The organism is Micromonospora sp. LHW51205 (assembly GCF_003315815.1).
Lineage (GTDB): Bacteria > Actinomycetota > Actinomycetes > Mycobacteriales > Micromonosporaceae > Micromonospora > Micromonospora chalcea.
The window spans coordinates 381,674-397,272 of the sequence record NZ_QMEZ01000003.1; the positions used below are offsets into that span (position 1 = coordinate 381,674).

The 15,599-nt window shown below is 75.3% G+C and carries 17 protein-coding genes; 11 read left to right on the plus strand and 6 right to left on the minus strand.

All coding sequences use genetic code 11. The features are described from left to right. Positions 1-12: 12 nt before the first annotated feature. Entirely contained in the window at positions 13-1,587 is a 1,575-nt protein-coding gene (locus DQE82_RS14075; protein WP_064445667.1) for an FMN-binding glutamate synthase family protein, read from the plus strand. Here the strand turns inward: DQE82_RS14075 and DQE82_RS14080 are convergent. The 3 genes from DQE82_RS14080 to DQE82_RS14090 all read right to left on the minus strand — a co-directional run bounded on the left by DQE82_RS14080 (position 1,584) and on the right by DQE82_RS14090 (position 5,262). Continuing rightward, positions 1,584-2,486 (minus strand): hypothetical protein, encoded by a 903-nt coding sequence (locus DQE82_RS14080; RefSeq protein ID WP_113972918.1) that lies wholly within the window; start codon positions 2,484-2,486, stop codon positions 1,584-1,586. The genes DQE82_RS14075 and DQE82_RS14080 overlap by 4 nt on opposite strands. Continuing rightward, a complete protein-coding gene (locus tag DQE82_RS14085) occupies positions 2,483-3,673 on the minus strand; it encodes a WxL protein peptidoglycan domain-containing protein (RefSeq protein ID WP_113972919.1) in 1,191 nt (396 codons plus the stop codon). The genes DQE82_RS14080 and DQE82_RS14085 overlap by 4 nt, the downstream gene beginning before the upstream one ends. A 95-nt stretch (positions 3,674-3,768) precedes the next feature. Further along, entirely contained in the window at positions 3,769-5,262 is a 1,494-nt protein-coding gene (locus DQE82_RS14090) for an HtaA domain-containing protein (RefSeq protein ID WP_113972920.1), read from the minus strand. A 193-nt stretch (positions 5,263-5,455) separates the two neighbouring features. On the opposite strand from DQE82_RS14090, the gene DQE82_RS14095 reads away from it, so the two are divergent. From DQE82_RS14095 to DQE82_RS14120, 7 genes are all read left to right on the plus strand, one after another. Continuing rightward, entirely contained in the window at positions 5,456-6,283 is an 828-nt protein-coding gene (locus DQE82_RS14095; RefSeq protein ID WP_064445663.1) for a neocarzinostatin apoprotein domain-containing protein, read from the plus strand. Next, entirely contained in the window at positions 6,280-7,314 is a 1,035-nt protein-coding gene (locus tag DQE82_RS14100) for a hemin ABC transporter substrate-binding protein (protein WP_233514662.1), read from the plus strand. The genes DQE82_RS14095 and DQE82_RS14100 overlap by 4 nt, the downstream gene beginning before the upstream one ends. Further along, positions 7,311-8,411, plus strand: coding sequence for an iron ABC transporter permease (locus tag DQE82_RS14105; RefSeq protein ID WP_113972921.1), 1,101 nt, complete (start codon positions 7,311-7,313; stop codon positions 8,409-8,411). Before DQE82_RS14100 ends, DQE82_RS14105 begins: the two co-directional genes overlap by 4 nt. Continuing rightward, positions 8,408-9,277: a heme ABC transporter ATP-binding protein gene (locus DQE82_RS31110; protein ID WP_233514663.1), complete on the plus strand. Its 870-nt coding sequence runs from the start codon at positions 8,408-8,410 to the stop codon at positions 9,275-9,277. The genes DQE82_RS14105 and DQE82_RS31110 overlap by 4 nt, the downstream gene beginning before the upstream one ends. A gap of 3 nt (positions 9,278-9,280) precedes the next feature. Continuing rightward, positions 9,281-9,946: a heme oxygenase (biliverdin-producing) gene (locus DQE82_RS31115; protein WP_233514664.1), complete on the plus strand. Its 666-nt coding sequence runs from the start codon at positions 9,281-9,283 to the stop codon at positions 9,944-9,946. Further along, complete coding sequence (locus DQE82_RS14115; protein ID WP_013286808.1) at positions 9,943-10,248, plus strand: DUF2470 domain-containing protein; 306 nt, start codon at positions 9,943-9,945, stop codon at positions 10,246-10,248. The genes DQE82_RS31115 and DQE82_RS14115 overlap by 4 nt, the downstream gene beginning before the upstream one ends. A gap of 92 nt (positions 10,249-10,340) precedes the next feature. Then, complete coding sequence (locus DQE82_RS14120; protein WP_113972922.1) at positions 10,341-11,540, plus strand: sugar efflux transporter; 1,200 nt, start codon at positions 10,341-10,343, stop codon at positions 11,538-11,540. Between the two features lie 16 nt (positions 11,541-11,556). On the opposite strand, the gene DQE82_RS14125 is transcribed toward DQE82_RS14120, so the two are convergent. From DQE82_RS14125 to DQE82_RS14135, 3 genes are all read right to left on the minus strand, one after another. Further along, entirely contained in the window at positions 11,557-11,823 is a 267-nt protein-coding gene (locus DQE82_RS14125) for a hypothetical protein (RefSeq protein ID WP_064445659.1), read from the minus strand. Between the two features lie 4 nt (positions 11,824-11,827). Continuing rightward, entirely contained in the window at positions 11,828-12,442 is a 615-nt protein-coding gene (locus DQE82_RS14130) for a superoxide dismutase (RefSeq protein WP_064445658.1), read from the minus strand. 85 nt (positions 12,443-12,527) lie between these two features. Next, entirely contained in the window at positions 12,528-13,178 is a 651-nt protein-coding gene (locus tag DQE82_RS14135) for a cyclopropane-fatty-acyl-phospholipid synthase family protein (protein ID WP_113972923.1), read from the minus strand. 341 nt (positions 13,179-13,519) lie between these two features. On the opposite strand from DQE82_RS14135, the gene DQE82_RS14145 reads away from it, so the two are divergent. The 3 genes from DQE82_RS14145 (at position 13,520) to DQE82_RS14155 (ending at position 15,598) form a co-directional block, all read left to right on the plus strand. Next, the gene (locus DQE82_RS14145; protein ID WP_113973101.1) at positions 13,520-13,864 is read left to right on the plus strand and encodes a rhodanese-like domain-containing protein; all 345 of its coding nucleotides are present in this window, start codon (positions 13,520-13,522) and stop codon (positions 13,862-13,864) included. 37 nt (positions 13,865-13,901) lie between these two features. Next, entirely contained in the window at positions 13,902-15,281 is a 1,380-nt protein-coding gene (locus tag DQE82_RS14150) for a rhodanese-like domain-containing protein (RefSeq protein WP_113972924.1), read from the plus strand. A gap of 86 nt (positions 15,282-15,367) precedes the next feature. Then, on the plus strand, positions 15,368-15,598 hold the full coding sequence (locus tag DQE82_RS14155) for a DUF2188 domain-containing protein (protein WP_030499192.1): 231 nt from the start codon (positions 15,368-15,370) through the stop codon (positions 15,596-15,598). Position 15,599: the final 1 nt, after the last annotated feature.

Genomic DNA, 15,599 nt, shown 5'->3' on the forward strand with positions numbered 1-15,599 from the left:
AAGAGTGGCGGGATGAGCTGGGCGAGAAGAGCCGTACCCGCAGCCGTCGCCGCCGTCGCCGCGCTGGCGGCGCGGGACCTGCTGCAACGCGACCACGCGCTGCGCCGCAACTTCCCGGTGCTGGGCCGGGCCCGGTACCTGATCGAGTCGATCGGACCGGAGCTGCGGCAGTACATCGTGGCCGGCAACGACGAGGAGCGGCCCTTCACCCGCGACCAGCGACGCTGGGTGTACGCCTCGGCCAAGCAGGAGAACAACTACTTCGGGTTCGGCACCGACAACGACATCGAGCACACCTCCGGCTATCCGATCATCAAGCACCGCACGTTCGGCCGGGCGGTGCCGCCGTCGGCCCCGACCGCCGGGCACGACGTGACGCTGCCCTGCGCCAAGGTGCTCGGCGCGGCGCGCGGCCGGGCGCGGGCGTTCCGCCCCGAGTCGGTGGTGAACGTCTCCGGCATGAGCTTCGGCTCGCTGTCCGCCAACGCGGTGGAGGCGCTCAACCGGGGCGCGGCGCTGGCCGGCTGTCTGCAGAACACCGGCGAGGGCGGGCTGTCGCCGTACCACCGCATGGGCGGTGAGCTGGTCTTCCAGCTCGGCACCGCGTACTTCGGCTGCCGCGACGAGCAGGGCCGGTTCAGCCTGCCGCGGCTCAAGGACCTGGTGGCGTCGGCGCCGGTACGCGCGCTGGAGATCAAGCTCAGCCAGGGCGCCAAGCCGAGCCTCGGCGGCCTGCTGCCGGCGGCGAAGGTCTCCGCCGAGATCGCCGCCACCCGGGGCGTCCCGGCCGGTCAGGACTGCGTCAGCCCGTCCCGGCACGCCGAGTTCTCCGACTGCGACAGCCTGCTCGACTGGGTGGAGCTGCTCGCCGCCGAGACCGGTCTGCCGGTCGGCATCAAGTCCGCCGTCGGCGACCTCGGGTTCTGGGAGGATCTGGCCACGCTGATGCGCGACACCGGGCGCGGCGTGGACTTCGTGACCGTCGACGGGGGCGAGGGCGGCACCGGGGCCGCGCCGCTGATCTTCAGCGACTCGGTCTCGCTGCCGTTCCAGCAGGGCTTCTCCCGGGTCTACCGCACGTTCGCCGAACGCGACCTGCACGAGAAGGTGGTGTTCGTCGGCGCCGGCAAGCTCGGCCTGCCCGACAACGCCGTGGTGGCGTTCGCGCTCGGCGCCGACATGGTCAACGTCGGGCGGGAGGCGATGCTGGCGATCGGCTGCATCCAGGCGCAGAAGTGCCACACCGACACCTGCCCGACCGGCGTCGCCACGCAGAACGCGTGGCTGGCCCGGGGTCTGGACCCGGCCCGCAAGTCGGTGCGGGCCGCGAACTACATCCGTACGCTGCGCCGCGACCTGGTCAAGGTGGCCGAGGCGTGCGGCGTCGAGCATCCCGGGCTGATCGGCACCGACGCGGTGGAGATCCTCGACGGCCGCACCTCGTCGATCCCGCTGGACCGGGCGTTCGGCTACCGGCCGGAGTGGGGGATGCCGTCGGCAGCGGACCGGGCGGAGATCGTGCGGCTGATGACCGCCGAGGCGCCGCAGGGCGGCAGCGCGCCGCCCTCCCCCACCGCCGTCGGCTAGCCGGTTCCCTCGCCGGTGCGGTGCCGCCCCCGGCGGCGCGGCGGGCGCGGGCGGAGCACGATCGGCGCCACCACCAGGACCGCCGCCGCGCCGAGCAGTCCCCAGGGGTGGCGGCTGGTCTCGACCACGAAGGCGACCGGCCGTTCCGGCAGGTCGACGCGGCCGTGGAGTTCGTGTGCCCCGAGCACGGCGACGTCCACCGGCACCGGGATCTCGTACGTCCGGACCTGCCCGGCGCCGATGGTGCCCAGGGGCGGGGCGGCGACGATGGTGTGCGCCCGTCCGGGCCGGCCGAGCAGCAGCGTGAACGGCGGGTCGACCACGTCGGCCGGGCCGGGGTTGCGCAGCGCGACGCGTACGGTGAGCGTCTCGGGCAGCCCGAACCATTCCCGTAGCGGGCGGCGGCCGGCGACGCGCAGCTCGTCGAGGTGCAGTCGCGGCGTGGCGGCCGGCGCGGGCGCCGGGGCGGCGGTCACGCCGCTCAGCGGCAGGGCGGCGGTGACCTGCGCGGCGCCGCTCAGGTCGGCGGCCCGCAGCACACAGGGACAGGCGACCGGCGGCGCCGCCAGCGCGATCGGCGCCGCCGTCGTGCCCGCCGGCACCTGGACGGTGGTGGCCTGCTCGTTGGCGCAGTCGAGCGCGCCCCGGCGGGCGTCGTTACCGCAGACCGTGAGGTGGACCGGGCCGGCCGGCCAGCCGCGCAGCGTGACGGTGACCCGCTGCCCGACAGTCAGCGGGCCGGACGGCACGACGACAGCGGGCCGCGGCGGCGCGGAGGCCGCAGTGGACGACGGCGCGGGCGGGGCGGAGACGGCGGCGCCGTCCGGCGTGGACGGCGGTGCCGGGACCGGCACGGCCAGCGCGAGGATCGCGGCGGCGGCCGGCAGGACCGGGGTCACCGGGCACCGGCCGCCGTGCCGCCCGCCGGGGGTTCGGCCGGTCCCGCGACGGGGGCCCGGGACGCATCCGCCGGCCCGCCGGGAGCGGCCGAGGGCTCGGACACCGACGCCGGCCCGGCGGGTGCAACCGTCGCCGGAGGCTCGGACACCGGCGCCGGCCCGGGCGTGGTGGAGGGCGCGGCCGAGGTGGGGCGGCGTCGACGACGGCGCAGGTGGAGGAGCCAGGCTCCCGCGGCCGCCGGAGCGGCGATCAGCAGCCAGGGCGGCGCCCACACGCTCGCGGTGCGCCGCACCGGGGGCAGCGCGGTGTCGACGGTGGTGGGTGCGAGGTCCACTGTCGCGGTCAGCCGCAGCGCGGGCGGCACCCCGGTGACCCGCTCGGTGACGGTGAACTCGGCGCCGGGCAGCAGCTCCGGCAGGTCGACCGGGCTGGTCCGGGACAGCGTCCAGCCACCCGGGCCGTCGACGACCACCGCGCCGGTGCCGCCGACGCGGACGTTGCCGCTGTTGCGGATCCGGTAGGTGACCGTGAGGTCGGCGCGTCCGATCGGGTTGAGCGGGGTGTCGTAGTCGACGCGTACCGTTTCGACGGTCACGGCGGGGCGGACCTCGCCGGCCACGCGGAGGTAGACCCGGGCGGCGATCCGCTGGTCGAGGCGGACCCGCTGCCCGTCGGCGGTGACGCCGTCCTGGGCGACCGCGGCGATCACGCCACCGGTGTGGTCGCCCGGCGTGGCGTCGCGCGGCACGGTGAGGCGGAACGGGATGTCCGCGCGCCGGCCGGGCTGGACGGTCCAGTTCCGCCGCTCGACGCCGATCCAGGCGCCGACGTCGGTGGCGGCCCGGTCGGAGGGCAGCAGCGCGAAGGCGCCGTCGGTGGTGGTGTACGCGTCGGTGCCGTACACCGCGAAGGTGAGCGGCCGGTCACCGAGGTTGGTCACCCCGACGTGGTCGGTGATCGTGGCGCCCGGCGCCAGGTCGTAGGTGAAGTAGTTGCGCCCGGTCGGCCCGCCGGGCCCGGACGGCTGGACCGCCCAGCGGGCGGCGCCGGGGTCGGCGGACGGCGCCGGCCGGGGGGCCGCCTCGCCGCGCGACGGTGACCCGAGCAGCACCGCGAGCAGCACGGCGGCGAGCGCGGCGCCGATCCGGGCGGCCGGGATGCGGGTGGAGGGCGTGAGGAGGGGCATACCGTGCTCCGCTGCGAGGTGGTCGCCGGGCGGACGCCGCTGGTGGGGCACGGGCGACGTGCCCGCGCCCCACCAGGGCCGACCCGGTCGGTGAATCAGGAGAGGGTCAGGGTGAGCGTGGCGACGTAGTCGCCCGCCGCGGCGGACGCCGGCACACCGAGGTTGAGCTCGGCGCCGCAGGCGAAGACGCCGTTGCTGGTCCCGGCGCCGGCCGTGCACAACGCTCGGGCCTCACCGAGACCGGCGCCGGGAGCGGCCACCGCACCCGGGGTGACGGCGCCGGTGGTGCCGCCCAGCGGGTCGTCCACCACGTTCGCGGTCGGCGCCCAGCCGAGGTAGTTCCCGGCGATGACGCCACCGGCGGCGGAGGTGAAGTCGGAAACCTGTCCGACCAGGCTCCAGCCGGTGCCGGCACCGCGCAGGTCGGCCACCGTGGCGGTGTTCAGCGGCGCCCGGGCGTACTCGCCCTTGCCGACCGGCGGCAGGGCGACGTTCGCGCCGGCCACGCTCAGGCTGAGCGGGCCGCCGGTCACCGTGCTGGTGATCCGCTGCTGGGCCGAGTTCCCACCCGCGCCGGTACGGGTGAAGGTGATCGGCGTGAACGTGTCCTGGCGGCGGTCGGCCGAGCCGCGGGCGGCGAAGGTGATGACGTAGCACTGCACCTCGGTGCAGTCCACCTCGTCGCCGTTGCGGTCGGTGTAGACGGCGCTGATCGGCAGCGTCGTGGTGAAGCTGCCGTCGGCGGCCATCCGGTCCCGGGCGTCGGTCGGCTCGTTGGTCTTGTTGACCCACTTGGTGACCTGGAGGACGCCGGCGTTGGCCCAGTGCTCGTCGACCTTCGGTCCGAACGAGACGTAGATGCCGGCCCCGTTGTTGAAGTCCGGGTCGAAGCCGGTGCCGCGTACGGTGACAGTCGCGCCGGCGGGGTCGAGGCCCTGGGCCGGGTCGACGGTCACCGCCGGGGTCGCTGGCGCGGTGCCGCCTGCCGTGGTGAACGTGAACGACACCGGGTCCAGCGCCTCACCGGCGGCGTAGAAGCCGTTGAACGCGCCGGCTCCCACGCTGGTGAGCGCCGCGGCGAGGTTGCTGCCGGTCACCGTGTTCCCGCTGGTGGCGGGAGCGCCGGTGAGGGTGGCGATGGTGGCCTGCTTCACCGAGACCGGCTCGGTCATCGTGGTGGCCAGGTCGACGTCCGCCTTCAGCGAGGCGGTGCCGCCGGAGACGGCGACAGTCGGGTTGGCCAGCGTGATGGTCAGCAGGTGCGCCGGGTACGAGAACACCACGGTGCCGCCGTACGTGGCGTTCGTCGTACCGGTGGCGGCGTCGTGCGTGCCGCCGGTCGACGGGAACGTGAACGTGCCGTCGGCGTTGACGGTGGCGCCGTTGCTGACAGCGATCGGCGGGTCCCCGTTGCCGGCCTTGACGTAGTTGCGGAAGCTGGCCTTGAAACCCCAGGTCAGGCTGCCGCTGGCGATCTCGGCCTCGGCCGCCGAGGCGGGTCCGGTGCCCACGAGCGCACTCGACACGCCGAGGGCGAGCACCGCCGCCCAGCGCATCGACCGGAGGGCTCCGGCTCTGGATCTGAACATGCTGTTCCTCTCGGGAGGGGAAGCGAAGGCATTAGGTTAGGCAAACCTAAGATGATCGGGTGATCCACGAAGCGTCCCAAGATCTTCAGCCGAACGGACCCCTTGCCACCTGCGCGTTCGCCACTTAGGTTAGCCAAACCTAAGTAACCGCTCGGCCGGCACGTCCGGCCGGACCTGTCGTGTGAGGAGCCCGATGCGAGCACGGCGCCGCACCATCTGGACCACCGTTCTGCTCACCGCCGCCGTCGTCGCCACGCCCGCGCCGGCCCACGCCGGCACCGCCACCGGCAGCGGCGGCCAGAAGCTCACCGTCACCCCGAGCACCGGCCTGAGCCGCTCCGGCGCCACCGTGTCCGTCTCCGGGCGCGGCTACGACGTCGACAAGGGCATCTACGTCGCGTACTGCGTCGACAACGGACCGGGCGTGGCGGCCACCCCGTGCGGCGGCGGCGCCGACACCACCGGCAGCCTCGGCGCCTCGCAGTGGATCTCGTCGAACCCGCCCGCCTACGCCGAGGGCCTGCCCGAGCCGTACGGCCCCGGCGGCTCCTTTTCGGTGACGGTCAAGGTGACCCCCACCATCGGCGACGTCGACTGCACCGTCCGGCGGTGCGCGGTCGTCACCCGCGCCGACCACACCCGGGCCTCCGACCGGTCCCAGGACGTGCGGGTGCCGGTCACGTTCGCCGCCGGCGCCACGAGCGCCCCGCCGAAGGCCGGCCCGGCGCCGAAGGCGACCACGCCCGCCGCCACGCCCCGGACCACCACCGGACAGGACGCGCCGGCCCCGGCCGCCTCCGGCAACCCGCCGGCCGCAGCGGGGGCGGCAGGGGTGACGGGCGCCGCGCCCGGGGCCGGGGCGCCGTCGCAGGCCGCGGCCTCCGACCTCCACGTCACGCGGGTCAGCGACACCTCCGGGGCCGGACGCGGATGGACCGTCGGGGTGGTGGCCGCCGCGCTGGCCCTGGTCGTCCTGCTCGGCCTCGGCCGTTGGCGGCGCCGTCGCGGTGCCGGCCGGTGAGCCGCCCGCACCGGCGACCGGGCCGGGGACCACTCGTCGCGCTGCTCGCGGTGACCCTGGCGGCGACCGGCTGCGCCGCGCCGGGCCGATCGGGTACGCCGTCCGCCGCCGGCTGCGGCCCGGTCACCGCGACAGTGGACGACGCCGACGTCGAGCCGGTCCGCCCGACGCCCACGCCCGCGCTGCCGGCCACCGTACGCTCCGGCGACGGCACGACGGTGACCGTCGACGACGTCAGCCGCATCCTCCCGGTGAACCTGCACGGCTCGATCGCCGAGATCGTCTTCGGCCTCGGCCTGGGCGGCAACGTCATCGGGCGGGACACCTCGACCACGTTCCCCGCCGCCGCGCACCTGCCGGTGGTCACCCCGGGCGGGCACGACCTCTCCGCCGAGGCGGTGCTCGACCTCGACCCCAGCGTCGTGCTCGTCGACGACGGCGTCGGGCCGCCCGAGGTGCTGCGCCAGCTCCGCGCCGCCGGCATCCCGGTCGTGCGGGTACCTGCCGAGCCGACGCTCGACGGCGTACCGGCGCACATCCGCGCGATCGCGGCGGCGCTCGGCGTGCCCGAGGCCGGAGAACGGCTGGTGACCCGCGTGCGGAGCGAGATCGCCGAGGCCCGGCGTACCGCCCCGGCGGGCCGCGCGCCACGGATCGCGTTCCTCTACCTACGCGGCACCGCCGGGGTCTACCTGATCGGCGGCCGGGGCGCCGGGTCCGACGCGATGATCGAGGCGGTCGGCGGCGTCGACGCCGGCAGCGCCGCCGGGCTGTCCAAGTTCCGTCCGCTGACCAGCGAGGGCCTCATCAACGCCGCGCCCGACGTGATCCTGGTGATGAGCGCCGGGCTCGCCTCCGTCGGCGGCGTCGACGGCCTGGTGAAGCTGCCCGGCGTGGCGCAGACGCCGGCCGGGGCGAACCGGCGCGTCGTCGACATGGCCGACGGCACGCTGCTCACCTTCGGCGTCCGCTCCGGCCGGGTCGTCCAGGCCCTGGCCCGCGCCGTCTACTCGTGCGAGGACCCGTCGTGACCACGCTACGGAAGCGGCCCGCACCCGCCGCCCCGGCGCCAGTCACCGGCGCGCCCCGGTCGCCCGGCCGGCGGGGCGCCGTCCTGGTGGCCGGGCTCGGCGCCGCCCTCGTGCTCGTCGCCCTGCTGGCCGCCGGGCGCGGCCAGGTGGCGATCTCCCCCGCCGAGGTGCTCGGCTCCGTGCTGCACCGCCTCGGGCTGGACCTCGGTCCGCTGCCGTCGGCGGCGCAGGGCGAGAACGCGCTCTGGATCGTCCGCTTCCCCCGGGTGCTGCTGGCGGCCGTCGTCGGCGCCGCCCTCGGCTGCGCCGGCGCGGTCATGCAGGGCGTCTTCGGCAACCCGCTCGCCGAGCCCGGCGTCATCGGGGTGTCGGCCGGCGCCGCCGTCGGCGCCGCCCTGGCCATCGTCACCGGCGTCACCGTCCTGGGCGGATGGACCGTGCCGCTCGCCGCCTTCGCCGGCGGCCTCGCCACCACCTATCTGGTGTACGCGCTGGCCCGCTCCGGCGGCCGGACCGAGGTGGTGACGCTGGTGCTGACCGGCGTCGCGGTCAACGCGGTCGCCGGCTCGGTGATCGGGCTGCTCATGTTCGTCACCGACCAGTCCGGCGTGCAGGCCATCGCGTTCTGGAACCTCGGCAGCCTCGCCCAGGCCAGTTGGACGGCCGTCGGTCTCGCCGCGCCGTGCCTGCTCGTCGGCCTCGCCGTCGCCTGCGCCGACGCGCGCCGGCTCGACCTGCTCGCGCTCGGCGAACCCGCCGCCCGGCACCTCGGCGTGAACACCGAACGCCTGCGGCTGCGGCTGATCGTCGTCACCGCGCTGCTCGGCGCCGCCGCTGTCGCGTTCACCGGCATCATCAGCTTCGTCGGACTGGTCGTGCCGCACCTGATCCGGATGGTCGCCGGACCGGGCCACCGGGTGCTGCTGGTCGCCAGCGCGCTCGGCGGGGCCGTCGTGGTGATCGGCGCCGACCTCGCGGCGCGTACCCTCGTCGAACACCAGGAGCTGCCCCTCGGCGTGCTCACCGCGGTCATCGGCGGCCCGGCGTTCTTCTGGCTGCTGCGCCGCACCCGCGACCGGGCCGGAGGCTGGGGATGAGCCTTCCGCGTACACCGCGCCGGTTCGCCGCCGCCCGTCCGCCGCGCCCGGCGCCCGCCGGGCACGTCCGGATCCGGGTGGCCGGGCTGCGCGTCGAACGCGCCGGCCGGACCGTGCTCGACGGGATCGACCTTCAGGTACGCGCCGGCGAGGTGCACGCCCTGGTCGGGCCGAACGGCGCCGGGAAGTCGACGCTGCTCGGCGCGATCAGCGGTGACGTGCCGGCCGCCGCCGGCCGGATCGAGGTCGACGGGCTGCCCCGCGAGTCGTGGAGCCCGGTGGAGCTGGCCTGGCGCCGGGCCGTCCTCGCCCAGCGCAACACGCTCAGCTTCCCGTTCACCGTCGGGGAGGTGGTGCGGATGGGCCGGGCGCCGTGGGCCGGGCGACCCGAGCGGGACCAGGACGAGGCCGTCGTCGCCGACGTGCTCGACCGCTGCGACGTCGCCCGCTTCGCGGCCCGGCCGTACCCCGCGCTGTCCGGCGGCGAGCAGGCCCGCGCCGCGCTGGCCCGGGTCCTGGCGCAGCGGGCCACCACGCTGCTGCTCGACGAGCCGACCGCCGCGCTCGACCTGCGGCACCAGGAACTGGTCATGCACATCGCCCGGGAGCGGGCCCGCGCCGGGGACGCCGTGGTCGTGGTGCTGCACGACCTGACGCTGACCGGGGCGTACGCGGACACCGTGACCCTGCTCGGCGACGGTCGCGTCCGCGCCGCCGGGGCGCCGCGCGACGTGCTGACCGCCCCGCTGCTCAGCGGGGTCTACCGGTACGACATCGACGTCGTCCCCCACCCGCGTGACGGGCTGCCGCTGATCGTGCCCCGACGCGGCCGGCCCGCAAGACCGTCAGCCGACGAGGAGAGATAGCAGATGGATACACAGACGTTCGCGGCCCGGCTGCGCGCCGAGACCCGCGACGCGCACCAGAGCGCCGAGTCCCAGCGGTACGTCTCCGCGCTCACCGCCGGTGAGCTCGACGTGGCCGGCTACACCGCGCTCGTCGTCGCGCACCACGGCATCTACGCGGCGCTGGAGGGCGTCGCGGAGACGATGCGCGAGGACCCGCTGGCCGGCCCGTTCGTCGACGACGCGCTGAACCGGCTGCCCGCGCTCGCCGCCGACCTGCGGTTCCTGCTCGGCCCGCGCTGGCGCGAGGTGATGGAGCCGGTCCCGGCCGCTGTCGCGTACGCCGCGCGGATCACCTCGGCCTGCGCCGGATCGCCCGAGCGGTTCATCGCGCACCACTACATCCGCTATCTCGGCGACCTGTCCGGCGGGCGGCACATCGGGCGCTGCGTGGCCCGGTACTACGGGGTGACCGGCGAGGCCGGGGCGTCGTTCTACCGCTTCCCGCGGATCACCGATCCGAAGTCGTACAAGGACGCCTACCGGGCGAGGCTGGACGCGCTCGCGCTGGACGAGACCGGCCGGGCGGCGCTGCGCGACGAGGTGCTGGTGGCGTACGAGCACAACATCGCGGTCTTCACCGACCTGGGTCGCCTGGTGGCGGCGGGCAGCCGGGAGGGCGCCGCGTGAGCGCCGGTTTCCCGCCGGAGGTGGTCGCCGCCGTCAGCCGGCACATGAACGACGACCACGCCGGGGACGCGCTGCTGATCTGCCGTACGCTCGGCGGCCGGCCGGACGCCACCGCGGCCCGCACCACCGGCCTGGACGCCGACGGCATCGACTTCGCCGTCACCGTCGGCGGCACGGAGGTTCCGGTGCGCGTCCCGTTCGCCCACCGGCTCACCGAACGGGCGCAGATCCGCCGGGAGGTGGTGCGCATGTACCGGGAGGCCTGCGACCGGGCCGGCGTACCGCCCCGCCCGGCCGGCTGAGCGCCGGGACCGTCCGGGCCGCGGAAACCCGGTCGGCCGCCGCGCCGCCGCGGCGTACAGTCCGCCGCATGGCTGTGGACACGAGGCCGGCGGTGCGCGCCGGCCGATTCCGGCTGCTCCCGCTGGGTGTGGTCTTCCTGACCGTCGGTCTGTCCACCGCCGTGGTGCTGCCGTTCCTGTCGCTGTTCCTCGACCGGGAGGTCCACGCCAGTCCGGTACGGGTGACCGTGTTCCTGGTCGTCGCGCCGCTGTCCGGGGTGGTCGCCTCCGCGCTGATCGGCCGGCTGTCGGACCGCCTGCCGATCCGGCGCGCGCTGCTGGTCGGCGCCGCGCTGGCCGGCGTGCTGGGCGCGGGCCTGACCGCGTACGTCCGGGACTACTGGATCCTGCTGGGGCTGACCGCGACCGCCACCGCGCTGGCGAACTCGCTGTTCCCGCAGTCGTTCGCGTACACCCGGGCGCTGTTCGACAGGGACGATCCGGCGCGGGCCGCGTTCGGCGTCAGCCTCATGCGTACCGTGTTCTCGGTCGCCTGGGTGGCCGGGCCGGCGCTGGCCGCGGTGCTGCTCGACGTCGGCGGCTTCCGCCTGGTCTACGGCATGGCCGCCGTCATGTACGCGCTGGCCGCGCTGGTGGCCGCGTTCCGGCTGGAGGAGCTGCCGCTGCCGGCGCGGCCGGTCGCGGCCGATCCGGACGGCGCCACGCCCGGCCCGCGCGGCGCGTCCCGGCTGCGGCTGGCGCTGACGGCGCTCACGTTCGTGCTGCTTCAGTGTCCGCTGACGGTCGGTGTGCAGGCGATGCCGCTGTTCATCGACACCGAACTGCACGACGACCCCTCCCGCGCCGGGCTGGTGCTGGGCCTGTGCGCGGCGCTGGAGATCCCGCTGATCCTCGGGCTGGGCGCGCTGACCGCGCGGGTCCGGCTGCGGCCGCTGATCTTGGTCGGCGGCGGCTGCGGGGTCGCCTACTACGCGGCCGCCGCGCTGGCGCCGAGCGTGCCGTTCCTGCTGTTCGCGCAGCCGGTGAACGCGCTGTTCATCGCCGCGGTGTCCGGCGTCGGGATCGCCTACGTGCAGGATCTGCTGCCGGGCGAGCCGGGCCGGGCCACCACGCTGTTCACCAACACGTTTCCGATCGGCGCGATGCTCGCCGGGCCGCTGCTCGGGCTCTCCGCGCAGGTCGGCTACCGGTGGGCGTACGGCATGAGCACCGCGCTGTGCGCGGCCGGGCTGCTGGTGCTGCTGCTGACCCGGCCGCGGGCCCGGGCCGGACCGGTGCCCGTGGGCGGCTGACCCACGGGCACCGGGATCAGCTCGGGGCGGGCGGCCGGCCGGCGGTGGCCGCGATCAGCAGGGACAACTCCCGGACGAGGTCGTCCATGCTCTGCCCACTGCTCGCCCGCACCAGGCCGAGAGCCAGGTCGGCGAGCAGGTAGAACCCGAGGGTCCGGGCCTGCTCACCGGGGAACGCGGCGAGCAGGTCCTCGGCGCCGGCGAGGTCACCCCGGTGCTTGGCCGCGATCACCCCGGCGGCGCGCTGCACCAGTTCCGCCGCCTCGGGGGTGGGCCCGCTCACCGGATCAGATCTTCGGCGTCGCGGCGCGGGCGGCGTCGAAGCGCGCGATCACGTCCGACCAGTTCACCAGGTTCCACAGCCGGTCCACGTAGTCCGGGCGCACGTTGCGGTACTGCAGGTAGTAGGCGTGCTCCCAGGCGTCGAAGACCAGCAGCGGCGTGGTGCCCTGGCCGACGTTGCCGTGGTGGTCGTAGACCTGCTCGACGATCAGCCGCTGCCCCAGCGGCTCCCAGGCAAGTACGCCCCAGCCGGAGCCCTGCACGCTCTTCGTGGCCGCCGACAGCTGCCCGGCGAACGCGTCGAACGAGCCGAAGTGCTCGTCGATCGCCGCGGCCAGCTCGCCGTCCGGACGGTCACCGCCGTCCGGCGACAGGTTCCCCCAGAAGATCGTGTGCAGCACGTGCCCGGACAGGTTGAACGCGAACGTCTTCTCCAGCCCGACCAGCCGGCCGAAGTCGCCCTTCGCACGCGCCTCCGCGAGCTGCTCCAGGCCGTCGTTGGCGCCCTTGACGTACGCCGCGTGGTGCTTGCTGTGGTGCAGTTCCAGGATCTCGCCGGACATGGCGGGCTCCAGGGCGCCGTAGTCGTAGGGCATGTCGGGCAGGGTGTAGAGCGCCATCGATCCTCCACTTGTTGCTGCATCTTTGCTGTTGCCAACATAGTGCAACAAGGTGGCCGACGGTGCTCCCATCCCGCGCGTCCGGTCAGTGGCGCCGTACCAGCACCACGTGGTCGATCAGCTCGCCGGTCCGGCCGTCCGGGCCGGTGGCGGTACGCCGCGCCGCGCCCAGCCGCTCGGTGTCCCAGCCGTCCGGGTCGAGGCTCATCGCGGCCAGGATCTCCTCCGGTTCGGCGAACCGGTGGTGGCCGGTGTCGGGCCCGGCCCACGGCGGCGGCGCGCCGTGCTCGACGACGAGCAGCCGGCCGCCGGGCGCGACCGCCTCGGCCGCCGGGGGCAGCACCGTCTCCCGGGGCAGGACCAGCGGCGACTGGAAGAACTGCGCGGACACCAGGTCGTACCGGCCGGGCGGGAAGCCCTGGGTGAGGTCGTGCCGGACGGTGGTGATCCGGTCTGCCACCCCGGCCCGCTCGGCCTCCACGGCGAGGCGGTCCAGCGCGACGGACGAGATGTCCACGGCGGTGACCCGCCATCCCTTCGACGCCAGCCACACCGCGTCGCCGCCCTCGCCGGAGCCCAGGTCGAGCACGGTGCCCGGGGGCAGCGCGCCGGCCACCTCGGCCAGGACCGGGTTCACCCGGCCGCTCCAGATCCGGTCCCGCTGGCCGTACCGCTCGTCCCAGAACCGGGCCGGGTCGGTGTCCGCCTCCGGGTGCTCGTGGTGGTGCCCCGTCATGTCCGCCTCCTCGCCGCCGGGCGTCTGCCCGCCCGGGCCCTCGCCATCGTGCGCCGGGGGCCATCGGGCAGCAAGGAACCTTGCCGTTCCGGCAAAGAGGCAGAACCGGACGAGCGGGGTTGGCAGGCGGCCGGACGCCGCGCTACCGTCGGGAGCAGATACCCCGGGGGGTATATCCGATCCGGAAGGAGAACGCCCATGCGCGAGGTCGACCTGACCACGTTCGCCATCGCCCACGCCGACGGGGCGACGGTCATCGACGTCCGGGAGACCGCCGGGAGCCGGCCGTGACCGCCCGGCCGGAGACGACAGCCGCCCCGCGTACCGGCCTGCTGCGCCGCCTGCTCGGGCCCCGCGTCGCCCGGGTCGGCCCGGCGCAGGCGGCGGCGCTGTCCGGCGCGGGCGCGCTGCTGCTCGACGTGCGCGAGCCCGCCGAGTGGCGCGCCGGACACGCCCCCGGCGCCCGCCACATCCCACTCGGCCAGCTCGCGGAGCGGCTGGCCGAGGTGCCGGCGAACCGGCCCGTGGTGACCGTCTGCCGGTCCGGCGCGCGGTCACGGCGGGCGGCCAAGCTGCTCGCCGCGGCGGGCCACGAGGTGCACGACCTGACCGGCGGCATGCGCGCGTGGGCGAGCGCCGGGCTGGCGGTACGAGCCAAGGGCGGCAGGCCGGGCCACATCGCCTGAGCAGACCCGCCACCACCCAGGAGAAGGAGCACGGCCGATGTTGTTCACCCAGTACTACCTCGACTGCCTGTCCCAGGCCTCGTACCTGATCGCCGACGACCGCACCGGCCGGGCCGTGCTCGTCGACCCGCGCCGGGACATCGACGAGTACCTCACCGACGCGAAGGCGCACGGCCTGACGATCGAGGGCGTCGTCAACACCCACTTCCACGCCGACTTCCTCGCCGGGCACCTCGAGGTGGCCGCCGCGACCGGCGCGTGGATCGGCTACGGGCACCGGGCCGAGACCGAGTACCCGAGCCGCAAGCTCACCGACGGCGAACGGATCAGCCTCGGCGACGTGACCCTGGAGATCATGGAGACTCCGGGCCACACACCCGAGTCGATCAGCATCCTCGTCCACGAACACGCCGACGACCCGGTCCCGTACGGCGTGCTGACCGGCGACGCGCTGTTCATCGGCGACGTCGGCCGCCCCGACCTGCTCGCCTCGCTCGGCGTGACCGCCGAGGAACTCGGCCGCATGCTCTACCACAGCGTCCAGCACAAGCTGATGGGCCTACCCGACCAGGTGCGCGTCTTCCCCGCCCACGGCGCGGGCTCGGCCTGCGGCAAGAACCTGTCCACCGAACGGCAGTCCACCATCGGCGAGCAGCGCCGCACCAACTACGCCTGCGCGCCGATGAGCGAGGAGCGCTTCCTCGCCCTGGTCACCGGCGGCCAGCCGGCCGCGCCCGGCTACTTCGCCTTCGACGCGGTGCTCAACCGCAAGGCGCGGGAGCTGTTCGACCACGCCCGGCCGGCCCGCCCGCTCCCCCCGGCCGAGTTCCTGGCCGCCCGGGCCGAAGGCGCCGTCGTGGTCGACGCCCGCGACCCGCAGGAGTACGCCGCCGGGCACCTGCGCGGCGCGCTCAACGTCCCGGCCGACGGCCGGTTCGCCGAGACCGCCGGCAGCGTCGTCGCACCCGACCGGCCGGTGCTCGTGGTGGCCCCGCAGGACCGCGAGGAGGAGATCGTCGTCCGCCTCGCCCGCATCGGCTTCGACCGGGTGATCGGCTACCTCCGCGAACCCGACAACGCCTTCCTGGAGATGACCGCCGAGATGACCCGGGCCAGCCGGGTCACCGCCACCGAGCTGCGCGCGGCCCTCGACGGCCCGGACGCGCCGGTGGTGCTGGACGTCCGCAACGCCGGCGAGCGGGAGCAGGGCGCGGTGGACGGTTCCCGGCACATCCCGCTGGCCGAGCTGACCCACCGCCTCGGCGAGGTGCCCGCCGGCCGTCCCGTCGTCGTGCACTGCGCCGGCGGCTACCGCTCCTCGGTCGCCGCCAGCCTGCTGCGCAACGCCGGTCACGCCGACGTGTCCGACCTCCTCGGCGGCTACGGCGCCTGGCAGGGCCTGCACGCCGCGGCGTGAGGCACGGATCCGGGCCGCCAGGATTAGCACTCCCCTCGCATGGGCAGACATTTGTCATCGGACACGCGATCGAGGGAGCTGACGGCATGGCGAAGGGCGACATCGACACCTACCAGCAGGACGGGCAGTGGAAGAACCGCCCGGAGGGCAACGAGCGCGCGAGCAGCCGCCACGACACCAAGGCGGAGGCGGAGGCGGCCGGCCGGGAGATGGCGGTCGAGCGCGGCGCCGAGCACGTGATCAAGAAGCAGGACGGCACCATCGGCGAGAAGAACACGTACCCCCGCGAGCGCGACCCCCGGGACATTCCGGGCTGAG

What these genes read in the sequence shown, in the direction of transcription:
- DQE82_RS14135 (WP_113972923.1), bottom strand. Translation starts at nt 13,178, where the DNA reads ATGACGGGGCACCACCACGAGCACCCGGAGGCGGACACCGACCCGGCC.
- DQE82_RS14130 (WP_064445658.1), bottom strand. Translation starts at nt 12,442, where the DNA reads ATGGCGCTCTACACCCTGCCCGACATGCCCTACGACTACGGCGCCCTG.
- DQE82_RS14075 (WP_064445667.1), top strand. Translation starts at nt 13, where the DNA reads ATGAGCTGGGCGAGAAGAGCCGTACCCGCAGCCGTCGCCGCCGTCGCC.
- DQE82_RS14155 (WP_030499192.1), top strand. Translation starts at nt 15,368, where the DNA reads ATGGCGAAGGGCGACATCGACACCTACCAGCAGGACGGGCAGTGGAAG.
- DQE82_RS14090 (WP_113972920.1), bottom strand. Translation starts at nt 5,262, where the DNA reads ATGTTCAGATCCAGAGCCGGAGCCCTCCGGTCGATGCGCTGGGCGGCG.
- DQE82_RS31110 (WP_233514663.1), top strand. Translation starts at nt 8,408, where the DNA reads ATGAGCCTTCCGCGTACACCGCGCCGGTTCGCCGCCGCCCGTCCGCCG.
- DQE82_RS14150 (WP_113972924.1), top strand. Translation starts at nt 13,902, where the DNA reads ATGTTGTTCACCCAGTACTACCTCGACTGCCTGTCCCAGGCCTCGTAC.
- DQE82_RS14095 (WP_064445663.1), top strand. Translation starts at nt 5,456, where the DNA reads ATGCGAGCACGGCGCCGCACCATCTGGACCACCGTTCTGCTCACCGCC.
- DQE82_RS31115 (WP_233514664.1), top strand. Translation starts at nt 9,281, where the DNA reads ATGGATACACAGACGTTCGCGGCCCGGCTGCGCGCCGAGACCCGCGAC.
- DQE82_RS14085 (WP_113972919.1), bottom strand. Translation starts at nt 3,673, where the DNA reads ATGCCCCTCCTCACGCCCTCCACCCGCATCCCGGCCGCCCGGATCGGC.